The organism is Parafrankia irregularis (assembly GCF_001536285.1).
In the GTDB taxonomy this organism is placed as follows: Bacteria; Actinomycetota; Actinomycetes; order Frankiales; family Frankiaceae; genus Parafrankia; species Parafrankia irregularis.
Genome location: NZ_FAOZ01000018.1, coordinates 41,412 through 63,963, shown reverse-complemented (window position 1 = coordinate 63,963; position 22,552 = coordinate 41,412). Strand labels below are relative to the sequence as shown.

The following is a 22,552-nucleotide window of genomic DNA, read 5'->3' as shown; positions in this document are numbered from 1 at the left end:
CGGAAAGTGCCGGTGAGGCAGCTCATCATCTTCGCGTTGCGAAGACGTCACCTGCGGGATACCCGGTTACTGTCTATCGCTTCCTAGGCTGACCGACGTAGCATCGACCGCACCGGTCTCCCGACCGCACCGGCATTTGCATTTTGGAGGACGCCTGCCATGCCCAACCTTGGCACGACCGAGATCATCATCATCGCGCTGGTAGTCATGGTGCTGTTCGGCTCCAAGAAGCTTCCCGACGCTGCCCGTTCCTTCGGCCGGTCGCTGCGCATCTTCAAGGCCGAGACGAAGGGCCTCCGTGAGGACGACGCCCCGGCTCCGGCCACCGCGGCCCCCGCGGCGCAGCCCGTCGCTCCGCTCCCGATCGAGAGCCGTCCCGTGGTCACTCCGGCGACCTCGGTCAACGGCGCATCGCCGGTCGACGCCGAGCGCCGCTGAACGAACGCCGGTGCGGTCCGGGCCGTCAGGCCCGGACCAGCTTGCCGATCGGTCCGCGCGCTGGCTGACCCGGCGTGCGCATGTCGGCGGATTCTCCGTCTGAACCCTCACGGAGCGGTGGCGGCGAGCTGAACGACAGCGTCGCCCCGATCATCCGTGGTGAGCCCGTCCGTCCGAACCATCGCCCTCATCGAGCAGGAGCCTCAGCCCGTGCCACGGTTGCCAACGCCGCGCACCCTCGCCTCGTCGGTGAACCAGCGGCGCACCCGCACGGTCGAGGACAGCAGGATGCCTCTCACCGAGCACCTGCGAGAGCTGCGGAACCGCCTGGCCAAGGCGCTTCTCGCCTTCGGCGTAGCGTCGATCATCTGCTTCATCTGGGAGCCGAACATCTTCCAGTGGCTGATCGACCCGTACTGCTCCCTGCCAGCAGACAAGCGCGGTGACTTCGGTGGCGCCGACGGGTCCTGCAACCTGTACTTCTTCGGCATCCTGGATGCCTTCACCATCCGGCTGAAGATCTCGATGCTCTCGGGTGCGGTGTTCTCGGCCCCGATCTGGCTTTACCAGCTCTGGTCGTTCATCACCCCCGGTCTGCACCGCAACGAGCGGCGCTGGTCGCTGACCTTCGTCCTCGCCTCGCTCGTCCTGTTCGCCGCCGGCGGCTTCTTCGCCTACATCACGCTCCAGACCGGCCTGAAACTGCTGCTCGGCTTCGGTGGCGACGGTCTTGTCAGCGTCCTGGACGGAAGCAAGTACCTGAGCTACGTCTTCGCGATGCTGCTGGTCTTCGGGCTGTCGTTCGAGGTGCCGCTGCTCATCACGATGCTGAACCTCGCGGGTCTGGTCACGACCGCGAAGCTGCGCTCCTGGCGGCGGGCCGAGATCTTCCTGGTGTTCGTCTTCGCCGCGGTCGTGACGCCGAGCCAGGACCCCTTCACCATGCTGGCACTGGGCCTGCCGATGATCTTCCTCTATGAGGTCGCGCTGATCATCGGGTGGGTCAACGACCGGCGCAAGATCCGCCGGGGTGACACCTCGCCGTACGCGGACCTGGCTGACGACGAGGTCTCGCCGCTCGACTTCGACGACACCAGGGCGGACCGTGCGACCAGCACGGGCAGCCGGGGTGGCGGGGCCGCGGCCGGCTCGGGCAGCGGGTTGAACGTCGACACGGTGGTGGCCGGTGCCGCGGGTGCGTCCCCTGCCGACAACCTTCACGGCGACGTCACCTGATTCCGCCGAACACCCACTTTTTGCGCCACGCCCAGGCGGCGTAGGGTGAGCAACGTGTCCTCCGCGCCTGGCGCCGTCGAGGAATTCGCGGCCCGGTATCCCTTCGGGCTCGATCCGTTCCAGTCCGAGGCCGTCAACGCCCTCGCCCAGGGCGAAGGTGTGCTCGTGGCCGCGCCGACGGGCGCCGGCAAGACGGTCGTCGGCGAGTTCGCGGCGCACCTCGCGCTCGCCACCGGCACCCGCTGCTTCTACACCACGCCGATCAAGGCGCTGTCGAACCAGAAGTACGCGGATCTGGTCGCCCGTTACGGTGCCGACTCGATCGGCCTGCTGACCGGCGACACGTCGCGCAACGGCGACGCCCCGGTGGTCGTGATGACCACCGAGGTCCTGCGCAACATGCTCTACACCGAGGCCGCGGGCAGCGGCCGGCTGGACGCGCTCGCCTACGTGGTCATGGACGAGGTCCACTACCTCGCCGACCGCCAGCGGGGCGCCGTGTGGGAGGAGGTGATCATTCACCTTCCTCAGCACGTGCGCCTGGTCTCCCTGTCGGCGACGGTCAGCAACGCCGAGGAGTTCGCCGAGTGGCTGGTCACCGTCCGGGGCCACACCAGAGTGATCGTCAGCGAGCATCGCCCGGTGCCGCTCTACCAGCATGTGCTCGCCGATCGGTCCCTGCACGATCTCTTCGTCGATCGCTCCTCCGGGTCGCGTGCCACGGCCTCGGACGGCCCGGTCTCCGGCACTGACGCACGCACCACGACCACCCCGGACAGCCCCGACGCTCCCGTGGCCGGGAGGCGTGCCGCGAATCGGGCGCCTGCCGCGAACCGGGCCGCTGCCGCGGAGCGGGTAACGCCAGGCGGCCCGCGGTCGAGTGACTCGGGTGGCCAGGCAGCGGGCGGCCGGGTGGTCAACCCGGACCTGCTCAGGCTCGCGCGTGAGGAGTCACAGTCCGGCTACGAGCGCGGCCGCGGGCCCCGCTCCTCGCGTTCGGGCCGGCCGGGTGGCGGTAATGGTGGCGGTGGCGGTGGCGGTAATGGTGGCGGTCGGCGTCGTTTCGGGCCCCCGAGCCGCCCGGACGTCGTGATCCGGCTCGACCGGGCTGGTCTGCTCCCCGCGATCGTGTTCATCTTCAGCCGGGTCGGCTGTGACGCCGCGGTGAACTCCTGCGTCCAGGCGGGCCTGCGCCTGACGACATCCGACGAACGGCGGGAGATCAACGCGCATGTGCGGGCCCGGACGGCGGGCATTCCGCAGGCCGACCTCGACGTGCTCGGCTACTGGCAGTGGCTCGACGGGCTGGAACGCGGCATCGCCGCCCACCACGCCGGCATGCTCCCCACCTTCAAGGAGGTGGTGGAGGAGCTGTTCGTCCGCGGGCTGGTCCGCGCCGTGTTCGCCACCGAGACCCTCGCCCTGGGCATCAACATGCCGGCTCGTACCGTTGTGCTCGAACGCCTGACGAAGTTCAACGGCCAGACCAGGGCGGACATCACCCCGGGGGAGTACACCCAGCTCACCGGGCGTGCCGGGCGACGCGGGATCGACGTCGAGGGCCATGCGGTGGTGCTGTGGCAGCCCGGGCTGGACCCCCTCGCCCTCGCCGGCCTCGCGTCGACCCGTACCTACCCGTTGAAGTCGTCGTTCCGGCCGTCCTACAACATGGCCGTCAACCTGGTCGGGCGGCTCGGTGCGCAGCGCGCGCGGGTGGTGTTGGAGTCGTCGTTCGCGCAGTTCCAGGCGGACAAGGCGGTGGTGGGGATCGCCCGTGCCGTACGCCGTAACCAGACCGCGATCGAGGAGCTGACCGCCGCGCTGGACTGCGACCGCGGTGCCGTCACGGAGTACGACGAGCTGCGTCGCCAGATCCGGGAGCGGGAGAACAACCTGTCCCGTGCGGGCACGGCGCGCCGGCAGTCCGAGGTGGCCGAGGCGTTGGCGAAACTGCGCAGCGGGGACGTGGTGCGCGTCCCCTCGGGGCGGCGCGGCGGCCTCGTCGTGGTGCTGGACGCCGGGCTCGACACCGGGTCGCCGGAAGGGCCCCGGCCGGTCGTCCTCACCGTGGACCGGCAGGTCCGGCGGCTGTCGATGATCGATTTCCCGGTCCCGGTGGAGCCGCTGGCGCGGGTGCGGATCCCGAAGTCGTTCAACCCCCGCTCACCGCAGGCCCGCCGCGATCTGGCGTCGTCACTGCGCAACACCCGGCTGCCCGAGGAGCCCGGCCGGCGGGAGCGGATGCGGTCGCTGGCGGCGGACGACACCGAGCTCGCCCGGCTGCGCCGTGCCATGCGGGGCCATCCCGTGCACGACTGCCCGCAGCGTGAGGCCCACCTGCGTTCCGCCGAGCGCATCGACCGGCTGCGCCGGGAGACCGCCGGTCTCGAACGCAAGGTCGAGGGGCGGACGAACACGGTGGCCCGAACGTTCGACCGGGTCCGGGACACCCTCGCCGAGCTCGGCTACCTCAGCGCCGGCGGCGACTCCGTCACCGAGGCCGGGGCCATGCTGGCACGGATCTACACCGAGCAGGACCTGCAGGTCGCGGAATGCCTGCGCACCGGGGCGTGGGAGGGGCTGACCCCGCCCGCACTGGCCGCGGCCGTCTCGACGCTGGTGTTCGAACCGCGTGGAGACGATGTCGCGGCCCCCGCGTTGCCCGGCGGTGCCGCCCTGCAGGAAGCCCTCGCGGACATGGCGAACATCTACACCCGCCTGAGCATGGTCGAGGACGATCACCGGCTGGGCTTCCTCCGCCCACCGGACCTGGGTTTCGTCGCGGCAGCCTTCGGGTGGGCGTCGGGCCGTGGGCTGGAACGGGTGCTCTCGGAGGCCGGCACCGAGCTCACCGCCGGTGATTTCGTCCGCTGGATGCGTCAGCTCCTCGACCTTCTCGACCAGATCGCGCAGCTGGCGCCGAGGTTCATGGCGGGCGAGAGCGGGGCCGGGGTGGGCAAGGCCGCCCGGGACGCGATGGACGCGATCCGCCGCGGAGTGGTCGCCTACTCGATGTCGACCTGAGCGCACCTCGGGCCTGAGCGCACCTCGGGCCCGCGCGGACGTCGGGCCTGCGCGGACTCTCAGACCCGGGGCGCGGTGAGGTTGGCGCCGCTGGCCGGGTCGAACAGGTGAAGCCGTGTCGTGTCCACCCACAGCCGCACCGGCTCGCCCTCGGCCGCGCGGCTGGCCGCGTCGAGCCGCGCGACCAGCTGAGTGCCGGCGCCTGCGGGCAGGGGCGGATCGGTGGGCAGATCGGCGGATAGATCGGTGCCCAGCGCCACCGGGCCCGCCCAGGACGAGTAGACGTACTTGTCGGAGCCGAGGGACTCCACGACCTCGGCGCGCACCGTGCACCGTGCGCCACCGCGGTCTGCGGGGACGAGGGCGGCGTCCTCGAAGTGCTCGGGACGGATCCCGCACACGAGTGGGCGCTCACCCGACGGCGGTGCCGCCCGGCGCAGCCGGTCCACCAGCCGCCCGTCGTCGAGCTGACGTCCGTCATCAGGCCGCGGCCCGTCCAGCCGCCACTCGCCCAGGGGAGTGCGCAGCGCGCGGCCGTCGGCGGTGAGGGTCACCGGCAGGAAGTTCATCGCCGGCGAGCCGATGAACCCGGCCACGAAGATGTTCACCGGAGCCGCGTAGAGCTCGCCCGGGGGAGCGATCTGCTGGATGCGTCCCGCCCGCATGACCGCCACCCGGTCGCCGAGCGTCATCGCCTCGGTCTGGTCGTGGGTCACGTACACGGTGGTCGTCCCGAGGCGGTTCTGCAGCCGGGAGATCTGGGTCCGGGTCTGCACGCGCAGCTTCGCGTCCAGGTTCGAGAGTGGTTCGTCCATGAGGAAGGCCTGCGGTGAGCGGACGATCGCGCGGCCCATCGCCACCCGCTGCCGCTGCCCGCCGGACAGCGCGGCCGGCCGGCGTTCGAGGTGCTCGGTCAGGCCGAGGATCCGCGCCGCCTCCTCCACCCTGCGGGCGATCTCGATCTTCGGCAGCTTCGCCAACGACAGCGCGAACCCCATGTTCTGCCGCACCGTCATATGCGGGTACAGCGCGTACGACTGGAACACCATCGCGATGTCGCGATCCCTCGGCGACAGCCGGTTGACGACCTTCCCGCCGATGCGCAGCTCGCCGGCGGAGATGTCCTCCAGCCCGGCGATCATGTTCAGGGTGGTCGACTTCCCGCATCCTGACGGGCCGACCAGGATCAGGAACTCGCCGTCGGCGATCGTCAGGGTGACGTCGTCGACCACGACCCGGCCGTCGGCGAAGCGCTTGCTCACATGATCCAGAACGATGTCGGCCATGACCGGCGCCAACCCCTAGCCCTTCACCGCGCCGGAGGTCAGCCCGGCGACGATCCGTCGTTGGAACAGCAGAACGAAGACGATGATCGGGATGGTGATGACCACGGCCGCCGCCGCGATCGACCCGATCGGCTGGGCGAACTGCGACGCCCCGGTGAAGAAGGCGATCGCCGCCGGGGCTGTGCGGGACGACTCCGTGGACGTCAGCGAGATCGCGAACAGGAAGTCGTTCCAGCAGAAGATAAACACCAGGATCGCGGTGGTCACCGTCCCGGGCGCCGCCAGCGGGAGGATCACCCGGAGGAAGGTCTGAGCCGGCGTGGCCCCGTCCATCGCGGCGGCCTTCTCCAGGTCCGGCGGGATCTCCCGGAAGAACGTGGCGAGGGTGTAGATGGCCAGCGGCAGCGAGAACGTCAGGTACGGGACGATCAGCCCGATCCAGGTGTCGAAGATCCCCAGCTGGCGCCACAGGTTGAACAGTGGGCTGACCAGGGAGATCTGCGGGAACATCGCGATCAGCAGCGCCAGCCCCACCAGCGCCCGCCGCCCCGGGAAGCGCAGCCGGGCGATCGCGTACGCGGCCAGGCCGCCGATCCCGACGGCGAGCAGGGTCGAGATCAGCGCGATGCCGAGTGAGTTCACCAGCGCCCGGGTGAACAGCGACTGCGTGAAGATTCCCCGGTAGTTCGCCAGGGTCCAGTCGGTGGGCACGAGACGGCCGTCGCCGATGGACTCCGGCGTCTTGAACGACAGCGACACCAGCCACAGCAGCGGTACCAGCGACAGGACGACGACGACCGTGTTCGCCGTCACCCAGCCCAGCAGGGCCCGGTTTCCGGCTGCCGGGTCGCTGGTCAACGGTGGTCCGCTTCCTGGCCCGGCGCCGCCGTCCCGAATCCCCGGATGAACACGACGGCGATCAGCGCGACGACTCCGAAGATCAGAACGGACAGCGCGGAGCCGACGCCGAGGTTCAACGCGGTGAACAGGTTGTCGTAGCCGAGGATGGACACCGAGCGGGTGTCGTGGGCGCCTGCCGTCAGCACATAGACGTCGTCGAAGATGCGGAAGCCGTCCAGGGTGCGGAAAAGCAGCGCCACCAGGATCGCCGGCTTCATCAGCGGCAGCGTCACCCGGCGCAGCCGCGCCCACGCCCCGGCTCCGTCCACCTGTGCCGCTCGCAGCAGCTCCTCGGGAACCAGCGCCAGCCCAGCGAGCAGCAGCAACGCCATGAACGGCGTCGTCTTCCACACCTCCGCGAGGATGATCACGGCTACGCCCCAGGTCTGCGAGGTCAGGGGCGCGGCGTCCCCGAACAGGCCGGCCAGGTAGCCGGTGCCCGGCGTCCAGGCGAAGCGCCAGCCGAAGGCGGCGACCACGGTCACGATGCCGTAGGGGATCAGGATGACGGTGCGTACCAGGCCGCGGCCGACCAGCGTCCGGTGCATCAGCAGCGCGAGCGCCAGGCCCAGCACGAACTCGATCGCCACCGAGACCACCGTGATGATCATGGTGATCTTCAGTGCCTGCCACCACAGCCCGCTCGACAGCACCGTGCCGTAGTTCGCCAGCCCCACGAACGCCGTGTCGGCGGGGAAGCGCAGGTCGTACCGGCGCAGCGACAGATAGACCGCGTAGCCGATCGGATACGCGGTGACCAGCAGGATCACCAGCACCGCCGGCGCGCACAGCAGCCAGCCCAACCGCCGCTCGGCCCGCGTCCGCGGCGACAGCCCGCTCAGGGGACCAGCCCCTTCGATTCGAGCGCGTCGGCGATCGCGGTGCGCAGGCCGTCGAGCCGCCCCGCCGAAGCCGACCGTGGCGGCGACAGGGCGTCGGAGATCTGCAACGACACGGTCTGGTACGCCGGGGTCCGCGGCCGGACGCTCGCGTTGCGCAACGCCTCACCGACCGCGGCGGCGAACGGGTAGCCGCCGTCGAGCAGCTCCCGGTCGGTGTAGAGGGCCTCCAAGGTGGGCGCCAGCCCGCCCCTGATCGCGGTACGGATCTGGTTGGCCCGGCCGCGCAGGCATTCGATCGCCCGTCGGGCCAGGCCGGGATGGGCCGAATAGGAGCTGACCGCGAGGTTGTAACCACCGATGGTGGGATGCGACGGCTGCCCGGCGACGAGGCCAGGCCACTGCGCCCAGCCGATCTCGGGCACCAGGCCCGGCGCGTTGTGCCGCGCCGACGGATAGACGAACGGGTAGTTGAGCTGGAACGCCGCCGCCCCGCTCTCGAAGACCAGCCGGTTGTCGTCCTCCCGCTGGTTCGACCAGGACGGGTCGGCCGCCGGTGAGTCCGCCAGCGCCCGGATCGCTGCCACCGCCCGCTCCGCCGGTGCGCCCAGCGTTACCTGAGATCCGTCCGCGGAGAGGATCGAACCACCCGCCGAGGCCACCAGCGTGTTGAACAGGACCGTCAGCCCCTCGTACTGGGCTCCCTGCACCTCGACGAGGTGCGGCCTCCCGCGCGCCGCGAGACCGCGGGCGGCCGCGAGCATCTCGTCCCAGGTCCGCGGGGGAGTGGGAACCAGGTCCTTGCGATACCACAGCAGCTGCACGTTGGTGTTCAACGGCGCCGCGTACAGGTGGTTCGCCCAGGTGCCGGTGCGGGTCGCGACCGGGAGCGTGCCGGTGGTGATCCGCTGCGCGGTGGCGTCGTCGAACGCCTCGATCCACCCGGCCTCGGCGAACTCGGGCGTCCAGGTAACGTCGAGGGCGAGGATGTCCATCGAGGTGTCCTCGGCGGCCAGCCTGCGCACCAGCTGCTGGCGCTGGCCGTCGGCGTCGTTCGGCAGGACGTCGATGCTGATCCGGTAGGCGCCACCCGAGGACTTGGAGCAGTCCGCCGCAGCTGCCGCGAACGACCCGGACGACTCGTTGTAGACATACCAGTGCAGGGCCGGTGGACCGCCGGCCGGCCGGCTCCCGCAGCCGGCGATGAGCAGCGTCGCCGAGCCGACCACCACCGAGCCAGCCGCTGCCGTGCGGACCGCTGCCGAGCGGACCGTTGCCCTGCGGAACAGCGCTGCGTGGGTCGGCCGCACCAACACCGAGCGGGCCGACCGCGCGTCCAGCGTCACCGGCCCAGGCCGCCTTCTCGGGAGCACGGCCCCTCCTTCCTGACGGAGATCAGAGTGCTACCCGGTGCGGCCCCATGCCCGGATTTCGTGTGAGAAGAGTTGCGTGCCGATCACGGTAGGCGTTGTGACTTGGAACAGACAGGTGGAACTCGCCGTTGACGGTGCGTTCGGATATCTCGTAGCCTGACTGCCGATAGTCGTGATGTTGACAGGAAGCCGGTGAGATTCCGGCGCGGCCGCGCCACTGTGACCGCCTGGGGGGATTTCCCTCATGGGTGGAAGCCAGACCCGATTCGTCACGTAACAACCAGTGGGACGCGTGATCCCTGGGAGGTCCTCGCATGGCCGAGTCCGTTGTTCCCTCGTCTGTTGTTCCCGCTCCGTCAGTCGGCGGCGCGCGGCCGCTTCAGCTTCCGCTGCGCGAGATCGTTCCGTGGGCTGTGCTCACGGGCGTGCTCATGCTGCTCGTGATCTACTTCGTCGGGTCCGAGGAGGGCGCCTTCTCGATGGTGGGCGGCACCTGGATCCACGAGTTCGTGCACGATGGTCGGCACCTGCTCGGTTTCCCCTGCCACTGATCCGCCTCGGCCCGCGGAGCTTTCCGCGCTGACGGCGGAGGCCGTTTCACATGATGCGCAGACTTCTTGTATTTGGCATGCTCGTAGGTCTCGTCGCCGGTCTGGTCGCCTTCGGGTTCGCCTCCATCGCGGGTGAGCCGCAGGTCGACGCGGCGATCGCCCTCGAGGAGGCGGCGGCCCAGGGGGAGGCGGTGACCCCGCATTCCCACGGCGAGCATGACGACGAGGCCGCGGCCACGCACTCGCACGAGGAGCCCGCGGAGGTGTCACGGTCGACCCAGAAGGGGATCGGCCTGGCCGTCGCGACCGGCCTGTACGGCGTCGCGATGGGCGGGCTTTTCGCCATCGCGTGCGCCGTCGCCTACGGTCGCATCGGCGTGCCGGGGATGCGGGCCACCGCCGCGACAGTCGCGCTGGGCGGTTTCGTCGCGGTCGCCCTGGTTCCCTTTCTCAAGTACCCGGCGAATCCCCCGGCAGTCGGGAACGCGGACACCATCGACCGCCGGACCGGCCTGTACGTGGTGATGGTTCTGGTCTCGGTGCTGGCCGCACTGATCGCGGCTCAGGTCGGCCGGACGCTCGCCGGCCGCAGCAGCCGATGGAACGCCTGGCTCGCCTCGGCCGGGGCGTTCACCGTGCTGGTGACGGTGGCCGCCGTTCTCATGCCCGTGGTCAACGAGGTGCCCGCATCCTTCCCGGCCGAGCTGTTGTGGCGTTTCCGGTTGTCCTCGCTGGGCACCCAGGCGCTGGTCTGGGTGGTGCTCGGGCTCGGCTTCGGCCCGCTCGCCGAACGTGTGCTCAACCCGTCACCGGCCCGGCGTACCACGGCCCTTCCGGTGTCGGCCTCGCCGGCGTCGAGCGGCTCGGCCGGTTGATCGGCCGCCGAGCCCTGGGCCTGCTGCTCGGCGCGGGGCTCGACGTGCTTTTCGCGGATCCGGCCCGGTCCCATCCGGTGGCTGGTTTCGGCCGGGTCGCCGGGAGTCTCGAGCGTGTCGTCCATCGTGACAACCGGCTGGTCGGTGCCGCGTACGCGGCGGTGCTCGTCGGAGTCCCGGCGCTGGCCGCCCACCGGGTGGAACGAGCGCTGGCCGCCCGCCCCGCCAGCCCGGCGGCCGGGCTGGCCCTGACGGCGCTGACCGCCGCGACCACGTGGGCGGTGCTGGGCGGCACATCGCTACGCCGGGAGGGCCGAGCGCTCGGCGGCGAGCTGGCCCGGGCCGACCTGGCTGCCGCGCGTTCCCGGCTGCCGTCGCTGTGCGGGCGGGACCCGTCGGTGCTCGATGCGGCCGGGCTCGCCCGGGCCGGGGTCGAGTCGCTGGCCGAGAACACCTCGGACGCCGTCGTCGCACCGCTGCTGTGGGGTGCGGCCGCCGGCCTGCCCGGTCTCGTCGCCTATCGGGCGGTGAACACCCTGGACGCGATGGTCGGCTACCGCAACGCCCGCCATCGCCGCTTCGGCTGGGCCGCCGCCCGGGCCGACGACCTGGCCAACCTGCTGCCCGCCCGGGTCTGCGCGCTGCTGACCTGTGCCTGTGCCCCGGTGGTCGGCGGCTCACCGGCGCAGGCGCTGCGGACGGTGCGCCGGGACGGCCGCCGCCACCCCAGCCCGAACTCGGGTATGGCCGAGGCCGCGTTCGCCGGGGCGGCCGGCCTGCGGCTCGGCGGCGAGCTGCGGTATGCCCACGGCGTCGAGCACCGTCCCGAGCTGGGCACCGGACGCCGGCCGCAGGTCGAGGACCTGGCGGTCGCGGCGCGCCTGTCCGGAGCGGTCACGGTGGCCGCGGCCGGGCTCAGCGCCGGCGTCGCCGCCGCGGCGGCGACGCGGTCGAGGTCGAGGTCGCGGGCCACGGCGGGGGAGCAGGCCTGATCGCCGGTGCGGCCACGGCGGCGCGCCCTGCTTCACCCCGCTCTGATCGTCGGGCGATCGCCTGGCGTCGGCAGGCGTCGGCATGCCGTCGGCGAATTTCTCGCAACGCCGCGGCCGTGCGGCGATGAGTTTCTGTCGGTGGTCGGGTCCAATCTGTCGACAGCACGAGCACAGCGACCTGCGGGAGCACCTCCCGCGCCCCGCGCGCCGCGTGCCACGACGATGAAGGAGCCTGTGATGCCCGCCAACGACACCACCCTGCCTGGCGCCCCCTGCTGGATCGACCTGATGACCTCGGACGTCGAAGGCGCCCGCGCGTTCTACGCGGAGCTGTTCGGCTGGGTCCCGGCGGAGCCGTCCGAGGAGTTCGGCGGCTACTTCATGTTCTTCAGCAAGGACGGGAAGATGATCGCCGGCGGGATGCCGAAGCAGGAGGCCGAGCTCCCCGACGTCTGGACCACCTATCTGATGGTGGCGGATGCGGAGAAGACCGTGGCGGCGGCATCCGCGCACGGGGGAACCGTGCTGGTCCCGCCGATGCCCGTGGCCGACCTGGGAACCATGGCCGTGGTGACCGACCCCGCGGGTGCGGTGATCGGCCTGTGGCAGCAGGGCAGCCACCGTGGTTTCCAGCTGCTGGCCGAGCCGGGAGCACCCGGCTGGTTCGAGCTGATGAGCCGTGACTTCGCCGCCTCCGTCCCCTTCTACCAGGAGGTCTTCGGCTGGAAGACGAAGCTCATGGGGGACACCGACGACTTCCGCTACCTCGTCCAGGTCGACGACGCCGGCGAGCAGTACGCGGGGATCATGGATGCTTCGCGTTTCCTCCCCGAGGGCGTCCCGTCGCACTGGGGTGTGTACATCGCGGTGGAGGACACCGATGCCGCGGTGGCCCTGGCCGAGAAGCTCGGCGGCACGATCGCCCAGCCGCCGATCGACACCCCCTACGGCCGGCTCGCGATCGCGGCCGACCCGTTCGGCGCCGCCTTCAAGCTGGTCGGGCCCAACAAGGAGGAGCAGGCGACCGCCTGAGGTGGATGCCGCCCGCGGCCCCGGTGCGATCCACCCGGCGGGAGGTCCGGCCCCGGTGAGAGGTGGTCACCGGGGCGGGCCGCACGTCATCCCGGGTTCCGCCCGGCCGCAGCCCGTCCGGGTGCTGGCCGGTGTCGTTCTGCCAGGCCTTGCACGGAGGCAGCGTCAGTGTCGATCGATCAGAAGTCGAGCAGGTTGTCGCGGAACAGCCGGTGCGGGTACGACCCGCGCATGAGCCCGCGGCGGCGCAGCGCCGGGGCGAGCCCGTCCACGATCTCGCTGACCGAACGGCGGTGCACCGGCGTGGCGATCAGGAAACCGTCGCCGCCGACGGCGTCCATCACCTCGCCCATCTGCACGGCGACGGTGTCCGGCGATCCGACCAGCTCCACCGACTCGACCGTGTCGTGATCCATCACGGTCTCCCGCAGCGTGCGTCCGCCCGCGGCGGCGGCGAACCGGGCCATCGAGCTCTGGTGGCCGTTCACCTGGCCGGTCAGATCCGGGAAAGGAGCGTCCAGGTCGAACTGCGCGAAATCGATGCCGCTGAAATAGGACATCTGCCCGAGGATGGTGTCCATGACGTCGGGGTCGTGCTGCCGTGCGCGGCGGCGGGCCAGGGTCTCGCGGGCCTCCGCGTCGGTCTCGCCCAGAACCGGGTTGACCAGGAACAGCACCTTGCAGTCGGCCGGCTTGCGCCCGTGCCGAAGCATGCGCTCGGAGATGTCGTCCCGGTAGGCGCGCATCGCGTCCACGCCGTGCGGCACGGCGATGATGGTGTCGGCGTGCTTCGCGGCGAGCTCCCGGCCCGCGGGTGACCCGCCGGCCTGGCAGATCACCGGGCGGCCCTGCGGCCCGGCCGGGGCGTTGAGAGGCCCGCGGCTGCGGTGGAGACGCCCGTCGAAGTCGACGGTGTGCACCTTGCGATGATCCGCGAAGACCCCGCCACTGGCGATGACCGCGCCGGGCTCCCAGGAGGACAGGAGCCGATCCACCAGCTCCATCCACTCGTCGGCCATCTCGTAGCGAAGGTCGTGCTCGAAGTGTTCCGCGAAGCCGAAGTTCTGGGCCGAGCGGTGGCTGCTGGACGTCACCAGGTTCGCCCCGGCCCTGCCCTCGGAGAGGTGGTCGAGAGATGCCAGCATCCGGGCCGCCATGAACGGCGGATAGAACGACGTGGACAGTGTCGCGACCAGCCCGATGCGTGAGGTGGCCTGGCTCATCACGGCCACGGCGGCCATCGGGTCCAACCGCGGTGACTCCCAGGCGTGGGCGAGATCGACCTCCATCGTCCCCTTGTAGGTATCGGTGATCATCAGGCCGTCTTCGAGGATCAGGTAGTCGAAGAACGCGCGCTCGAGCGAACGGGCGAGATCGGTGTAAAAGCTGCCCCTGGTCCATTCCGAGGAAAGCGTGCCCGACCACATGTCGTTCCAGGCCTGCGGCCCGAATCCACTGCCGACGAACCAGCCCAGGTGGAACATGTGTGTCTCCCTCGCGGTCGTACCCACGACGGGTGGCGGCAGCCGGGGCCGATGGGGCCGTGCGCGGGTCGTTGATCCAGGCACGCGGCAGTCTTGTCGCCGCGGATTGCCGGCCAGGAGCCGTCTGGTTGCCCTGCTGTTGCGCCGGCGGATCCGCCGTGCGGTTCCCGATCGGTGCCCGGTGTGCTTCGATCGCGCCGCAGTACGCGACGGCGACCCGCGTCAGGACCGTGCCCCCGCTGGCGGCGGAACTCCCAGGGCACGGGCAGACACCGGTTCTTCGGCAGGCAGGTGCGTGTTCGGGCGTGTCGGCTGTTCCTGGTCAACCGGGGCCCCGCCAAGGGCCGGGTTGACCAGGAAACACAGGGAAGCGCACGTTTTAGGCGATACTGTTTCCCGGGAGATCTCGCGGGGGGAGTGTGCGGGTGCTACAGGTGATGTGGGGATTGAGGAAATCCCAGTCATTTGACGCAGTTCTATGACAGACCAGCCACCAAGATGGGCATGGTGGGTGGTTGGCATCGTGATTCCGCTGATCGGCATTCTGATCACCGTGCTGGTCGGTCCGTACCGTGCGCGCTCGGCGGAGATCGTGAGATCGGAGCCCGTCACAAACCGGGCGACCACTGACGGCTCGTCGCCATCATCGCCGACCCCGCGCGGTCCGTCGCCGGCCGCGTCGCTCCTGTCACCGGTGGCGGCCGCCAGCCCTGCGTCAACCGCTCGCTCGCCGGCACAGCTGACCCCCGACAGCCGTTCGCCGACAGCGCCGGCGCCGTCATCGGTGTTGCCGGAACCGCGCGCCTCCGCTGCGCCACCCCCGCAGGCGCCGGACCCGACGGTCCCCATCGACAGCCCGGTGCGGGTGGTGAACCACAACAGCGGGCTGTGCCTGGCTGTGCCGGGGGCCAGCACGAACACCTATGTGGATCTGAACCAGTTCGGCTGTGGGGACTTTCCCGACACCTACTGGCGGATCGACCCGTGGTCCGCCGCGGGGGGCGGGCAGGTGGTGTACCGGATAGTTAACAATCACAGCGGATTCTGCGCTGCGGTGCCTGGGGCGAGCGTGGCGGTTGGAGCGAACGTCAACCAGTACCTGTGCGGCAACTATCCGGACCATTTCTGGCGTATCGAGTTCCAGTTCCTGGATTCCAGTCGTCGTCCGCTGTATCGGATCATCAACAACAACAGTGGGCTCTGCCTGGCGGTACGCGACGGGGACACGCGGCAGACCGCACCGGTGATCCAGACGGTCTGCGGCGATCGACCTGAGCAGTACTGGCGTTTTGGCGGCGCCTGACGTCCGCCACGGTGGCCAATCCACCCGGCTCGCCCGGATCCCCACCGAGAACAGGGAGCAGACGCGCCCGCCGTTCTCGCCGCGGCACGCGACGCCGCGCCGGCTGGACAGCGAGTCGCAGGAGCGTTGGGCTCACGCGTTCGCGGTGCCCGGCAGCGCCATCCGCATTGAGCTGTCGCGAGCGCCGGAACGGGCGGCGGGTCGGCTGACGGCGGATTGTCCCGATATTTGTCGGGTTTGACGAAATGGCTGCGGCGCTTGTTCTTCCTAGGTAGATTAAGGGTCATGCCGGATCCCACTCGGGTCACGGGCCCGCTTCTCGACGTCCTGGAAGCCTTTCTTGACGCCATGCAGAAATCCGAGGAGCTCCATGGATGGGTCATCTCCAGGTCGACGGGGAGGTCAGGGCCGACCGTCTACGGAATTCTCGACCGCCTCGAGGATCTGGGGTGGGTGACCGGCCGGTGGGAGGAGCCTCCGGTGGAGCCGTCCCGGCCCCGTCGCCGCCTGTACGTCCTTTCGGCCGAAGGAGCCGCGGCGGCGCGGGAACTACTGGCTGAGCGACGGGGAAGCAGCAACCGCCGGGGCGTTGTGCGGCCGGCCGAATCCGGACCCGCGCGACCCTCTGACGCGCTTCGGGGCCTCTCCTTCACCGGGGCGTGGCGCCGTTTCGTTCTCTTCGGTGGCGCGCGGTGAACATCGCCGGCCCTCTGCTGGGGATCATGTGCTGCTATCTGCTGAACGAGATCTATGACATCGCTCCGTGGTTCGGCCGGGTGCTCGCCCGCTGGGCCGCACGCCTCCGCTATACGGACCCGTTGCGAGCCCACGTGCGGGCCGAGGAGCTGGCCGCACACATCGACGCCCGGCCCGGCAAGCTCCTCAAACTGTGTACCGCTGGCGGGCTGTTCGTCTCCGCTGTCGGGGCCGCGCTCGGGCGGCGGTTCGGCCGGCCTGATCGACTCGCCGCGCGGTCGGCGGCGACCACCTGGCGCATCAGCGCGATCGAGTCGCTGTCACGGGCGATCTACGCGTTCGGGGATATCCGTGGTCTGCCGCGGGCCAGCCGTCGGCGGTTCACCGCGCTGACGCGGCTGCTGCTCCAGCTGCTCGGAAGCCCGGCTGGCACGTTCGACCGGCGGAGCAGGGACGAACTGCTCGCTCTGGTCGCCCACACCGGCGCGGTGCTCGTCGAGAACCGGGACGACCGGGCCGGCGCCGCTCTGATCGCCGCGGCGCGGCCGCACGTGATCCTGCTGGACGCGGATCGGCCCGCGGCGCTGAGCTGCCGCTTCACCGGCGCGATGGCGGCGCTGCGGATCGGTGACCGTGACTGGGCGGAGCGCGAGCTGCGGGACGTCCACACGAGGCAGACGAGGGTGCTTGGCCCGGGTCATCCTGAGACGGTGGAGTCGTGCCGCTACCTGGCCTGGGCTCTGGTGCAGCAGGGCCGGCCGGACGAAGCCGAGGTGGTCTTCGCCGAGCTCGAGGCCATGATCGAGCAGGCCGTCGACACGACGGCGACGCAGCGGCTGCACTTCGACTGCATGTACGCCTGGCTGCTGGGCAGGCAGGGGCGATGGGCCGAAGCCGAGGCGGCCTACCGCGCTGTCATCGACAGTCGGGCCGCTCTTCTCGGGCCCCTGCACGCGGACACGTTGGACGCGGAGCATTCGCTGGCTCAGGTGCTGCTGGCGATGGGGGACATCCGAGGTGCCCGCGATCTGTGCGCGCGGGTGCTGGTGGCTCGCCGCAGAATCTTCGGTGCCGGGCATCCCGACACCCTTGAGACACGGAAGTACCACGCGCTGGCCACGGCACGGATCGACCGGCGGCGTGTTCCGGCGGCGCGCCGCGAGCTGCGGAGGATTCTCCGGACGCAGACGAGCCGTCTCGGCGCGGACCATCCGAGCACCATCGACACCCGTGCGTACCTCCTCGAACTCGTCGGCTCACCGGGCGCCTGACCCGGTTTCGTCGTGGGTGGTCGTCCCGCGCGCCGCGAGGACGACGTCCGGAACAAAACGGAAAGGGACCACCGTGGAACTTGGCCTGTTCACCGCCTGCCTGCCGCGGCTCGGGCTCGCCGACATCGCGGCCTGGTGCGTCCGGTCGGGCTATCAGACGCTGGAGGTCGCTGCCTGGCCGGTCGGAAGCGAGCACGCTCACCAGGCCAGCCACATCGATGCCGAGAGCTTCTCCGCGGCGGAGGCGACCGCCGTCCGCAAACTGTTGGCCCAGCACGGACTTTCCATTTCGGCGGTCAGCTACTACGGCAACAACCTGCACGCTGACGAGGATGAACGGCGCCGGACGCATGACCATCTCCGCCGCTGCGTCGATGCCGCGGCCAGGCTCGAGGTTCCCTGCGTCGGAACCTTCGTCGGCAGGGATCCCTCGCGCACCGTCGCGGCGAACGTGGAGCTCGCGGAGAAGACCCTGCCACGGCTGGTCGACTACGCACGGCGGCGCGATGTGCGGCTCGTCGTCGAGAACTGCCCCATGGAGGGCTGGCACCCCGACGGCTACCCGGGAAATCTGGCCTATTCACCGGAGCTGTGGGACTGGATCTTCGATCTGGGTTTCTACCTGAACTACGATCCCTCCCACCTTCGCTGGCTCGGCATCGACCCCATCGACGCGCTGCGGCCCGCCCTGGAGGGCGGAAAAGTGCTGCATGTGCAGGCGAAGGACATCGAGATCGACGAACGGCGGCGCAGCCGGTACAGCGTTTTCGGGCGGGCGTTGGGCCGGGCGAGGCCCGAGGACGTCGGCTGGTGGCGTTACCGCGTTCCGGGCCGCGGCCAGCTCGACTGGAACCGCATCATCGACGTCCTCCATGACGGAGGCTTCTCCGGGACGGTCGCCGTCGAGCACGAGGACCCGGTGTGGAGCGGTTCGGAGGAGAAGGTGAAGAGGGGCCTTGAGATCGCCGCGCGTACTCTCGGCCCGCTGGTCCTGGGCGGATGATTTCTGGGCGAAACCGCCTGCCGGTCCATCCACAGGCGGGACTTGACCTGAACCTCTCTTGAGGTCCGATGCTGGCGCGCATGACGTTCTCTGCCGCTCAGGCGGTCGTGCTCGGTCCCGGTGGGCTCGTCGGCATGGCGTGGCTGTTCGGGCTCGCGGCCGGGCTTCGTGACGAAGGCGTGGACCTGGCGGACGCCGATCTGATCGTGGGAACCTCCGCGGGCGCGATCGCCGGCGCGGCGCTGGCCTCCGGCGGTGACCTCCGGCGGCTGGCGGCGCCTCCCGAGTCGTCCGGACCGTGGCACCGGCCCGATCCCGACCTCATGGCTCGGGTGCGGGCCGTTCTCGGGGATTCCGGGCTGGCGCCGGCCGAGGCCCGCCGCCGCGTCGGCCGGCTCGCGCTCACCGCGCCCACCATCGCCGAGGAGGAACATGTGGCCTCGATGGAGTACCTGGTCGGTGCCGGCGGCTGGCCGCAGCGCGCAATGCTGATCACCACCGTGGATCTCGATACCGGTGAGCCCGTGGTGTGGGACCGCGCCAGCGCCGCTCCGCTGGCGAGAGTGGTGGCGGCGAGCTGTGCGATGCCCGGTGCCTATCCGCCGGTCACGATCAACGGCCGTCGCTATGTCGACGGAGCCCTCGCCGGGGGATCCCATCCGCGTCTTGCCGCCGGGGCGAAGACGATTGTCCTGGTGGAGCCCTTCGGCGTCGACTCGGGCGACGTACTGGTGCAGGGCACCCGCACCATAGGCGTCGTCCCCGACGATGCCGCGCTCGCGGCCATCGGCACGGATGTGGGTGACCACACCCGTTGGGTACCGGCCTTCGAGGCCGGCCTGCGACAGGCCCCGGCGGCCGCCGGGCGAATTCGCCTTCCGGTTTCCTGACGTTGGACCTCGCGCGGAAGACCTATCGACGACGCAGGGCAGCGGGGCCGAGGTCGGCGATCCGTGGGTAGCCGTCGACCGCCATGAGCAGGTCGGCCTCGGCGAGCAGCGAACGCAGCACGTGGACGACTCCGTCCTCGCCGCCGAGCGCCAGACCGTACACATACGGTCTTCCCACGCCGACCGCCCGGGCGCCCAGCGCGAGCGCCTTGACGATGTGGTCACCGGAGCGCACACCGGAGTCGAAGACCACCGGGATCTCGCCGGCGGCCTCGACGACGTCGGGCAGCATGTCGAGCGAGGCCAGCCCGCCGTTCGCCTGGCGACCACCATGGTTGGAGCAGTAGATCGCGTCGACACCACCGTCGACCGCTCGTCGGACGTCCTCCGGATGCATGATCCCTTTGAGGATCAGCGGCAGGCTGGTCATGGACCGGAACCAGGTCAGGTCCTTCCAGGTAAGGCTCGGATTGCCGAAGGTCAGCGCCCAGGTCCCCACGGCGGCCTGGAGATCCTCCCGCGGCGGTCTGGCCAGCCGGGAGACGAAGACCGGGTCGCTGAAGTAGTTCTCGAGTGCCAGCCCGCGTAACTGGGGAAAGTTCGATCGGGTGAGATCGCGGGGCCGCCATCCCGGAACCCAGGTGTCGAGCGTGACGACAATCCCTTTGAAGCCCGCCTTCTCGGCCCTGTGCACCAGGCTCTCGGCCAGCTCACGGTCGTTGGGTGTGTAGAGCTGGAAGAATCCCGGGGTTTCCCCGAGCTGGGATGCGACATCCTCCAACGGGTCGGCCGCGAGAGTGGAGGCGATCATGGGTACGCCGGTCCTCGCCGAAGCCCGCGCCACCGCCAGGTCGCCGTGGCCGTCCTGGGCGCACACACCGATCACGCCGACGGGAGCCATCAGCAGCGGTGACGGCAGCGTCATCCCGCAGAGCTCGACCGACAGGTCCCGCTGGCTGCCGTCGACGAGCATCCGGGGAATCAGGCCCCAGTCGTCGAACACCGAGACGTTGAGATCCTGGGTGTGTTCGTCTCCGGCACCGCCGGCCACGTACGAGAGCAGCCACGGGTCGAGTGCCCGGGAGCCGCGTTCCTCCAGTTCGGCATACGTCATCGGCATCGTCGGCATGACGCCGGAGAGGCCGTTCAGGTAGATCTCGAACTGGTAGTCACCGAAGTTCGCCACAGGGCTCGCCTGCTCGCTCGTAGGTGGCGCAACCGTACGCCCGTACCGCCGTATCCGCCACCGGCGGTTGCCGGGCGAGCTACCACCGCCGGACCACATCCGGTCAGGAACGACATCCGGTCAGGAACGACACTCGGTCAGAAGGCGTGCTGCATGAGATCGATGACGGTCTTCGCGCGCTGTGCGAGCATGACCAGACCGACGATCTTCATGTGCCCGGCCCAGTGCTCCTCGGCCGCGCCGGCGTCGCCCTGCTCGATGAGGGTGGCGAGCCGGGCCTGGGAACGCAGGCCGCGCAGCTTGGTGGTGGTGGCGTCGCCGGCGTCGTCGGGCTGGCTCACCGCGGCCACCGCCCGGGCGACGACCTCGTTGAGCATCTCGATGACGATGGACAACGTCTGATTGCCCGCGAGCTCGACGAGCCGGCTGTGAAAACGTGAGTTGGCCTGTCCGAAGGCTTCGGGGTCGTCAACCACCTCAAGCTGCTCGGCGGTGAGCCGACGTAGCTCCGCGGCCGCCGACCGGTGCGAGCGCGACGCGGCCACCAGCCTTGCCGCGACCGGTTCGATCATGCTGCGGGCGTCGTAGACGTCCACCAGCGGAACATTGCGGGCCTGCAGGACCATCGCCGCCGTGCGTGCCGTCAACCGCTCGTCGGGCTGATGGACGATCACACCGCCGAGCACCCCGCGGCGCACGGAGATGAGGCCTTCCGTCTCCAGGATGCGCAGCGCCTCCCGCAGCGACGGGCGGGACACCCCGAACCGGTCGACCAGGTCGGGCTCACGGCCGAGTGACTCACCCTCCGCCAGCGCGCCCTGCACGATGAGCCGCCGGAGCTCGTCGGCGATCCGCTGCGGCTTCTCGCGGGGCGCTGCCCGCTCACCGCCGCGGGCGTTCACGGCCTCGGTCACCTGGCCCGACCTTCCTTCCGCTGGATACCTTCCACGGATTGCCTTCCACGGGTCGCCTTCGGCTGGTCGCCTTCGGCTGGTCGCCCCGCCCAGGCCACCTGCCTTACACGGACCGGCGCGCTCGGCGCCGGCCGCAACGGCCGCGGTCCGCGGGATCAGCTGCACTGCCACTTGGGTGTGCGCTTCTCCATGAACGCCTGCGGTCCCTCCTGGGCGTCGTCGGTGCGTACGACACGCTCGCGGTAGGCCTCGGCCATGATCTCGGCCTCGTGCAGGGGGAGGTCGCGGCCCTTGCGGATGGCGAGGCGGGTGCCGCGCACGGCGAGGGGGGCGTTGCGGTTCACGATGCCGGCGATCTCGTGTGCGCGTTCGAGCAGCCGGTCGTGTTCGACCACTTCGGAGACGAGCCCGAGGTCGTAGGCGCGCTGGGCGCTCATGCGCTCGTGCCGGCCCATCAGCGCCATCCGCATGGCGATGTTGGTGGGCAGTGCGCGGGCGAGGCGGACGGCCTCCCGTCCGCTGACCAGGCCGATGCTCACGTGCGGGTCGAAGAACTCGGCGCGTTCGGAGGCGATGACGATGTCCCCGGTGGTGACGAGGTCGAGCCCGGCGCCGCAGCACAGGCCGTTGATCGCGGCGAGGATCGGCTTGGTCATGGTCCGGAAGGGGGGTGTGCCTTCCTGCGGGGCCTCCCACTGGGGGTAGGTCGTCAGGTACGGCTCCTCGTAGACGACCCGTCCGTCGCCGGAGATCTCGCCGACGTCGGCGCCGGCGCAGAAGGCCCGGCCGTTGCCGGTGATGACGAGGATCCAGACGTTGTCGTCGGCCTCGGCCTCTGCATAGGCACGGCGCAGTTCCTCGATCATGGCCGGGCTCAGGGCGTTGAGCTGGTCCGGCCGGTCGAAGGTGATCGTGGCGATGCGGTCGGCGACGTCGTACTGGATCGACTCGAACCCCATGGGTGTTTCTCCCTCTCGTCCGTCTGCCCTGCACCGACGTCAGGCGCCGTAAACATATAGATATTATGGAGCGTAGCTTCTCTCGTGGTGTGCGCGCAACGGTCGCGGACCGTGCCGTGGTCAACCGTGCCGTCCGCGCACCCGCGTGCCGCCGTCGGCTGGGCGGTCGCCGCGGGGGACCCCGCCTGCCGCACCTGCCGGCGGCGGTGCGCGGATCGGTGGGGCGTCGATCCTCCGCGAGGTGCGGCGTGAACGCGTCGCCCAAAAAGTGTAGATTTTTCGAGTTAGCTGGTTCGGTGC

At 70.4% G+C, this 22,552-nt stretch carries 20 protein-coding genes; 12 read left to right on the top strand and 8 right to left on the bottom strand.

From position 1 onward, the window contains the following. Window positions 1-159 precede the first annotated feature (159 nt). From tatA to AWX74_RS23865, 3 genes are all read left to right on the top strand, one after another. The gene (gene tatA / locus AWX74_RS23875; protein WP_054566139.1) at window positions 160-438 is read left to right on the top strand and encodes a Sec-independent protein translocase subunit TatA; all 279 of its coding nucleotides are present in this window, start codon (window positions 160-162) and stop codon (window positions 436-438) included. Window positions 439-648: 210 nt separating this feature from the next. Then, complete coding sequence (tatC, locus tag AWX74_RS23870) at window positions 649-1,674, top strand: twin-arginine translocase subunit TatC (protein ID WP_091281389.1); 1,026 nt, start codon at window positions 649-651, stop codon at window positions 1,672-1,674. 54 nt (window positions 1,675-1,728) lie between these two features. Further along, window positions 1,729-4,698, top strand: a complete 2,970-nt coding sequence (locus AWX74_RS23865) for a DEAD/DEAH box helicase (RefSeq protein WP_207550403.1) — start codon at window positions 1,729-1,731, stop codon at window positions 4,696-4,698. A gap of 59 nt (window positions 4,699-4,757) precedes the next feature. Here AWX74_RS23865 and AWX74_RS23860 read toward each other — a convergent pair whose 3' ends face one another. Genes AWX74_RS23860 through AWX74_RS23845 form a run of 4 tightly spaced genes read right to left on the bottom strand, consistent with a single transcriptional unit; the run spans window position 4,758 to window position 9,096 of the window. Continuing rightward, window positions 4,758-5,984 carry an ABC transporter ATP-binding protein gene (locus AWX74_RS23860; RefSeq protein ID WP_091281168.1) on the bottom strand — a complete coding sequence of 409 codons (1,227 nt, stop codon included), beginning with the start codon at window positions 5,982-5,984 and terminating at the stop codon, window positions 4,758-4,760. A gap of 15 nt (window positions 5,985-5,999) precedes the next feature. Beyond that, window positions 6,000-6,842: a carbohydrate ABC transporter permease gene (locus AWX74_RS23855; RefSeq protein ID WP_226930947.1), complete on the bottom strand. Its 843-nt coding sequence runs from the start codon at window positions 6,840-6,842 to the stop codon at window positions 6,000-6,002. After that, a complete protein-coding gene (locus AWX74_RS23850) occupies window positions 6,839-7,744 on the bottom strand; it encodes a carbohydrate ABC transporter permease (protein WP_193209907.1) in 906 nt (301 codons plus the stop codon). Before AWX74_RS23850 ends, AWX74_RS23855 begins: the two co-directional genes overlap by 4 nt. Beyond that, on the bottom strand, window positions 7,723-9,096 hold the full coding sequence (locus AWX74_RS23845) for an ABC transporter substrate-binding protein (RefSeq protein ID WP_193209697.1): 1,374 nt from the start codon (window positions 9,094-9,096) through the stop codon (window positions 7,723-7,725). Before AWX74_RS23845 ends, AWX74_RS23850 begins: the two co-directional genes overlap by 22 nt. 314 nt (window positions 9,097-9,410) lie before the next feature. On the opposite strand from AWX74_RS23845, the gene AWX74_RS23840 reads away from it, so the two are divergent. The 4 genes from AWX74_RS23840 (at window position 9,411) to AWX74_RS23825 (ending at window position 12,546) form a co-directional block, all read left to right on the top strand. Further along, window positions 9,411-9,647: a CbtB domain-containing protein gene (locus AWX74_RS23840; protein WP_091281163.1), complete on the top strand. Its 237-nt coding sequence runs from the start codon at window positions 9,411-9,413 to the stop codon at window positions 9,645-9,647. A 50-nt stretch (window positions 9,648-9,697) separates the two neighbouring features. After that, entirely contained in the window at window positions 9,698-10,522 is an 825-nt protein-coding gene (locus tag AWX74_RS23835; RefSeq protein ID WP_091281160.1) for a CbtA family protein, read from the top strand. After that, window positions 10,519-11,514 carry a cobalamin biosynthesis protein gene (locus AWX74_RS23830; RefSeq protein ID WP_091281157.1) on the top strand — a complete coding sequence of 332 codons (996 nt, stop codon included), beginning with the start codon at window positions 10,519-10,521 and terminating at the stop codon, window positions 11,512-11,514. Before AWX74_RS23835 ends, AWX74_RS23830 begins: the two co-directional genes overlap by 4 nt. Window positions 11,515-11,751: 237 nt before the next feature. Continuing rightward, on the top strand, window positions 11,752-12,546 hold the full coding sequence (locus AWX74_RS23825) for a VOC family protein (RefSeq protein WP_091281154.1): 795 nt from the start codon (window positions 11,752-11,754) through the stop codon (window positions 12,544-12,546). Between the two features lie 179 nt (window positions 12,547-12,725). Here AWX74_RS23825 and AWX74_RS23820 read toward each other — a convergent pair whose 3' ends face one another. Next, window positions 12,726-14,030 carry an NtaA/DmoA family FMN-dependent monooxygenase gene (locus tag AWX74_RS23820; protein WP_091281151.1) on the bottom strand — a complete coding sequence of 435 codons (1,305 nt, stop codon included), beginning with the start codon at window positions 14,028-14,030 and terminating at the stop codon, window positions 12,726-12,728. Window positions 14,031-14,541: 511 nt separating this feature from the next. Between AWX74_RS23820 and AWX74_RS23815 the strand changes: the two genes are divergently transcribed. From AWX74_RS23815 to AWX74_RS23795, 5 genes are all read left to right on the top strand, one after another. Further along, the gene (locus AWX74_RS23815) at window positions 14,542-15,333 is read left to right on the top strand and encodes an RICIN domain-containing protein (protein ID WP_165615761.1); all 792 of its coding nucleotides are present in this window, start codon (window positions 14,542-14,544) and stop codon (window positions 15,331-15,333) included. A gap of 285 nt (window positions 15,334-15,618) precedes the next feature. Continuing rightward, window positions 15,619-16,029 (top strand): PadR family transcriptional regulator, encoded by a 411-nt coding sequence (locus AWX74_RS23810; protein ID WP_091281144.1) that lies wholly within the window; start codon window positions 15,619-15,621, stop codon window positions 16,027-16,029. Next, on the top strand, window positions 16,026-17,300 hold the full coding sequence (locus AWX74_RS23805) for a tetratricopeptide repeat protein (protein WP_091281141.1): 1,275 nt from the start codon (window positions 16,026-16,028) through the stop codon (window positions 17,298-17,300). The genes AWX74_RS23810 and AWX74_RS23805 overlap by 4 nt, the downstream gene beginning before the upstream one ends. Before the next feature lie 73 nt (window positions 17,301-17,373). Further along, the gene (locus AWX74_RS23800) at window positions 17,374-18,303 is read left to right on the top strand and encodes a sugar phosphate isomerase/epimerase family protein (protein ID WP_091281137.1); all 930 of its coding nucleotides are present in this window, start codon (window positions 17,374-17,376) and stop codon (window positions 18,301-18,303) included. 80 nt (window positions 18,304-18,383) lie between these two features. Further along, complete coding sequence (locus tag AWX74_RS23795) at window positions 18,384-19,193, top strand: patatin-like phospholipase family protein (protein WP_226930946.1); 810 nt, start codon at window positions 18,384-18,386, stop codon at window positions 19,191-19,193. 22 nt (window positions 19,194-19,215) lie between these two features. Here AWX74_RS23795 and AWX74_RS23790 read toward each other — a convergent pair whose 3' ends face one another. From AWX74_RS23790 to AWX74_RS23780, 3 genes are all read right to left on the bottom strand, one after another. Then, a complete protein-coding gene (locus AWX74_RS23790; protein ID WP_207550402.1) occupies window positions 19,216-20,379 on the bottom strand; it encodes an alpha-hydroxy-acid oxidizing protein in 1,164 nt (387 codons plus the stop codon). Between the two features lie 137 nt (window positions 20,380-20,516). After that, window positions 20,517-21,293, bottom strand: a complete 777-nt coding sequence (locus tag AWX74_RS23785; RefSeq protein WP_091281129.1) for a FadR/GntR family transcriptional regulator — start codon at window positions 21,291-21,293, stop codon at window positions 20,517-20,519. A gap of 155 nt (window positions 21,294-21,448) precedes the next feature. Further along, entirely contained in the window at window positions 21,449-22,252 is an 804-nt protein-coding gene (locus AWX74_RS23780) for an enoyl-CoA hydratase/isomerase family protein (RefSeq protein WP_006539423.1), read from the bottom strand. Between the last annotated feature and the right edge of the window lie 300 nt (window positions 22,253-22,552).

Bases quoted from the DNA above. Each gene is read 5' to 3' on its own strand.
- AWX74_RS23780 (WP_006539423.1), bottom strand. From the start codon at position 22,252: ATGGGGTTCGAGTCGATCCAGTACGACGTCGCCGACCGCATCGCCACG.
- AWX74_RS23825 (WP_091281154.1), top strand. From the start codon at position 11,752: ATGCCCGCCAACGACACCACCCTGCCTGGCGCCCCCTGCTGGATCGAC.
- AWX74_RS23860 (WP_091281168.1), bottom strand. From the start codon at position 5,984: ATGGCCGACATCGTTCTGGATCATGTGAGCAAGCGCTTCGCCGACGGC.
- AWX74_RS23795 (WP_226930946.1), top strand. From the start codon at position 18,384: ATGACGTTCTCTGCCGCTCAGGCGGTCGTGCTCGGTCCCGGTGGGCTC.
- AWX74_RS23810 (WP_091281144.1), top strand. From the start codon at position 15,619: ATGCCGGATCCCACTCGGGTCACGGGCCCGCTTCTCGACGTCCTGGAA.
- AWX74_RS23820 (WP_091281151.1), bottom strand. From the start codon at position 14,030: ATGTTCCACCTGGGCTGGTTCGTCGGCAGTGGATTCGGGCCGCAGGCC.
- AWX74_RS23840 (WP_091281163.1), top strand. From the start codon at position 9,411: ATGGCCGAGTCCGTTGTTCCCTCGTCTGTTGTTCCCGCTCCGTCAGTC.
- tatA (WP_054566139.1), top strand. From the start codon at position 160: ATGCCCAACCTTGGCACGACCGAGATCATCATCATCGCGCTGGTAGTC.
- AWX74_RS23835 (WP_091281160.1), top strand. From the start codon at position 9,698: ATGATGCGCAGACTTCTTGTATTTGGCATGCTCGTAGGTCTCGTCGCC.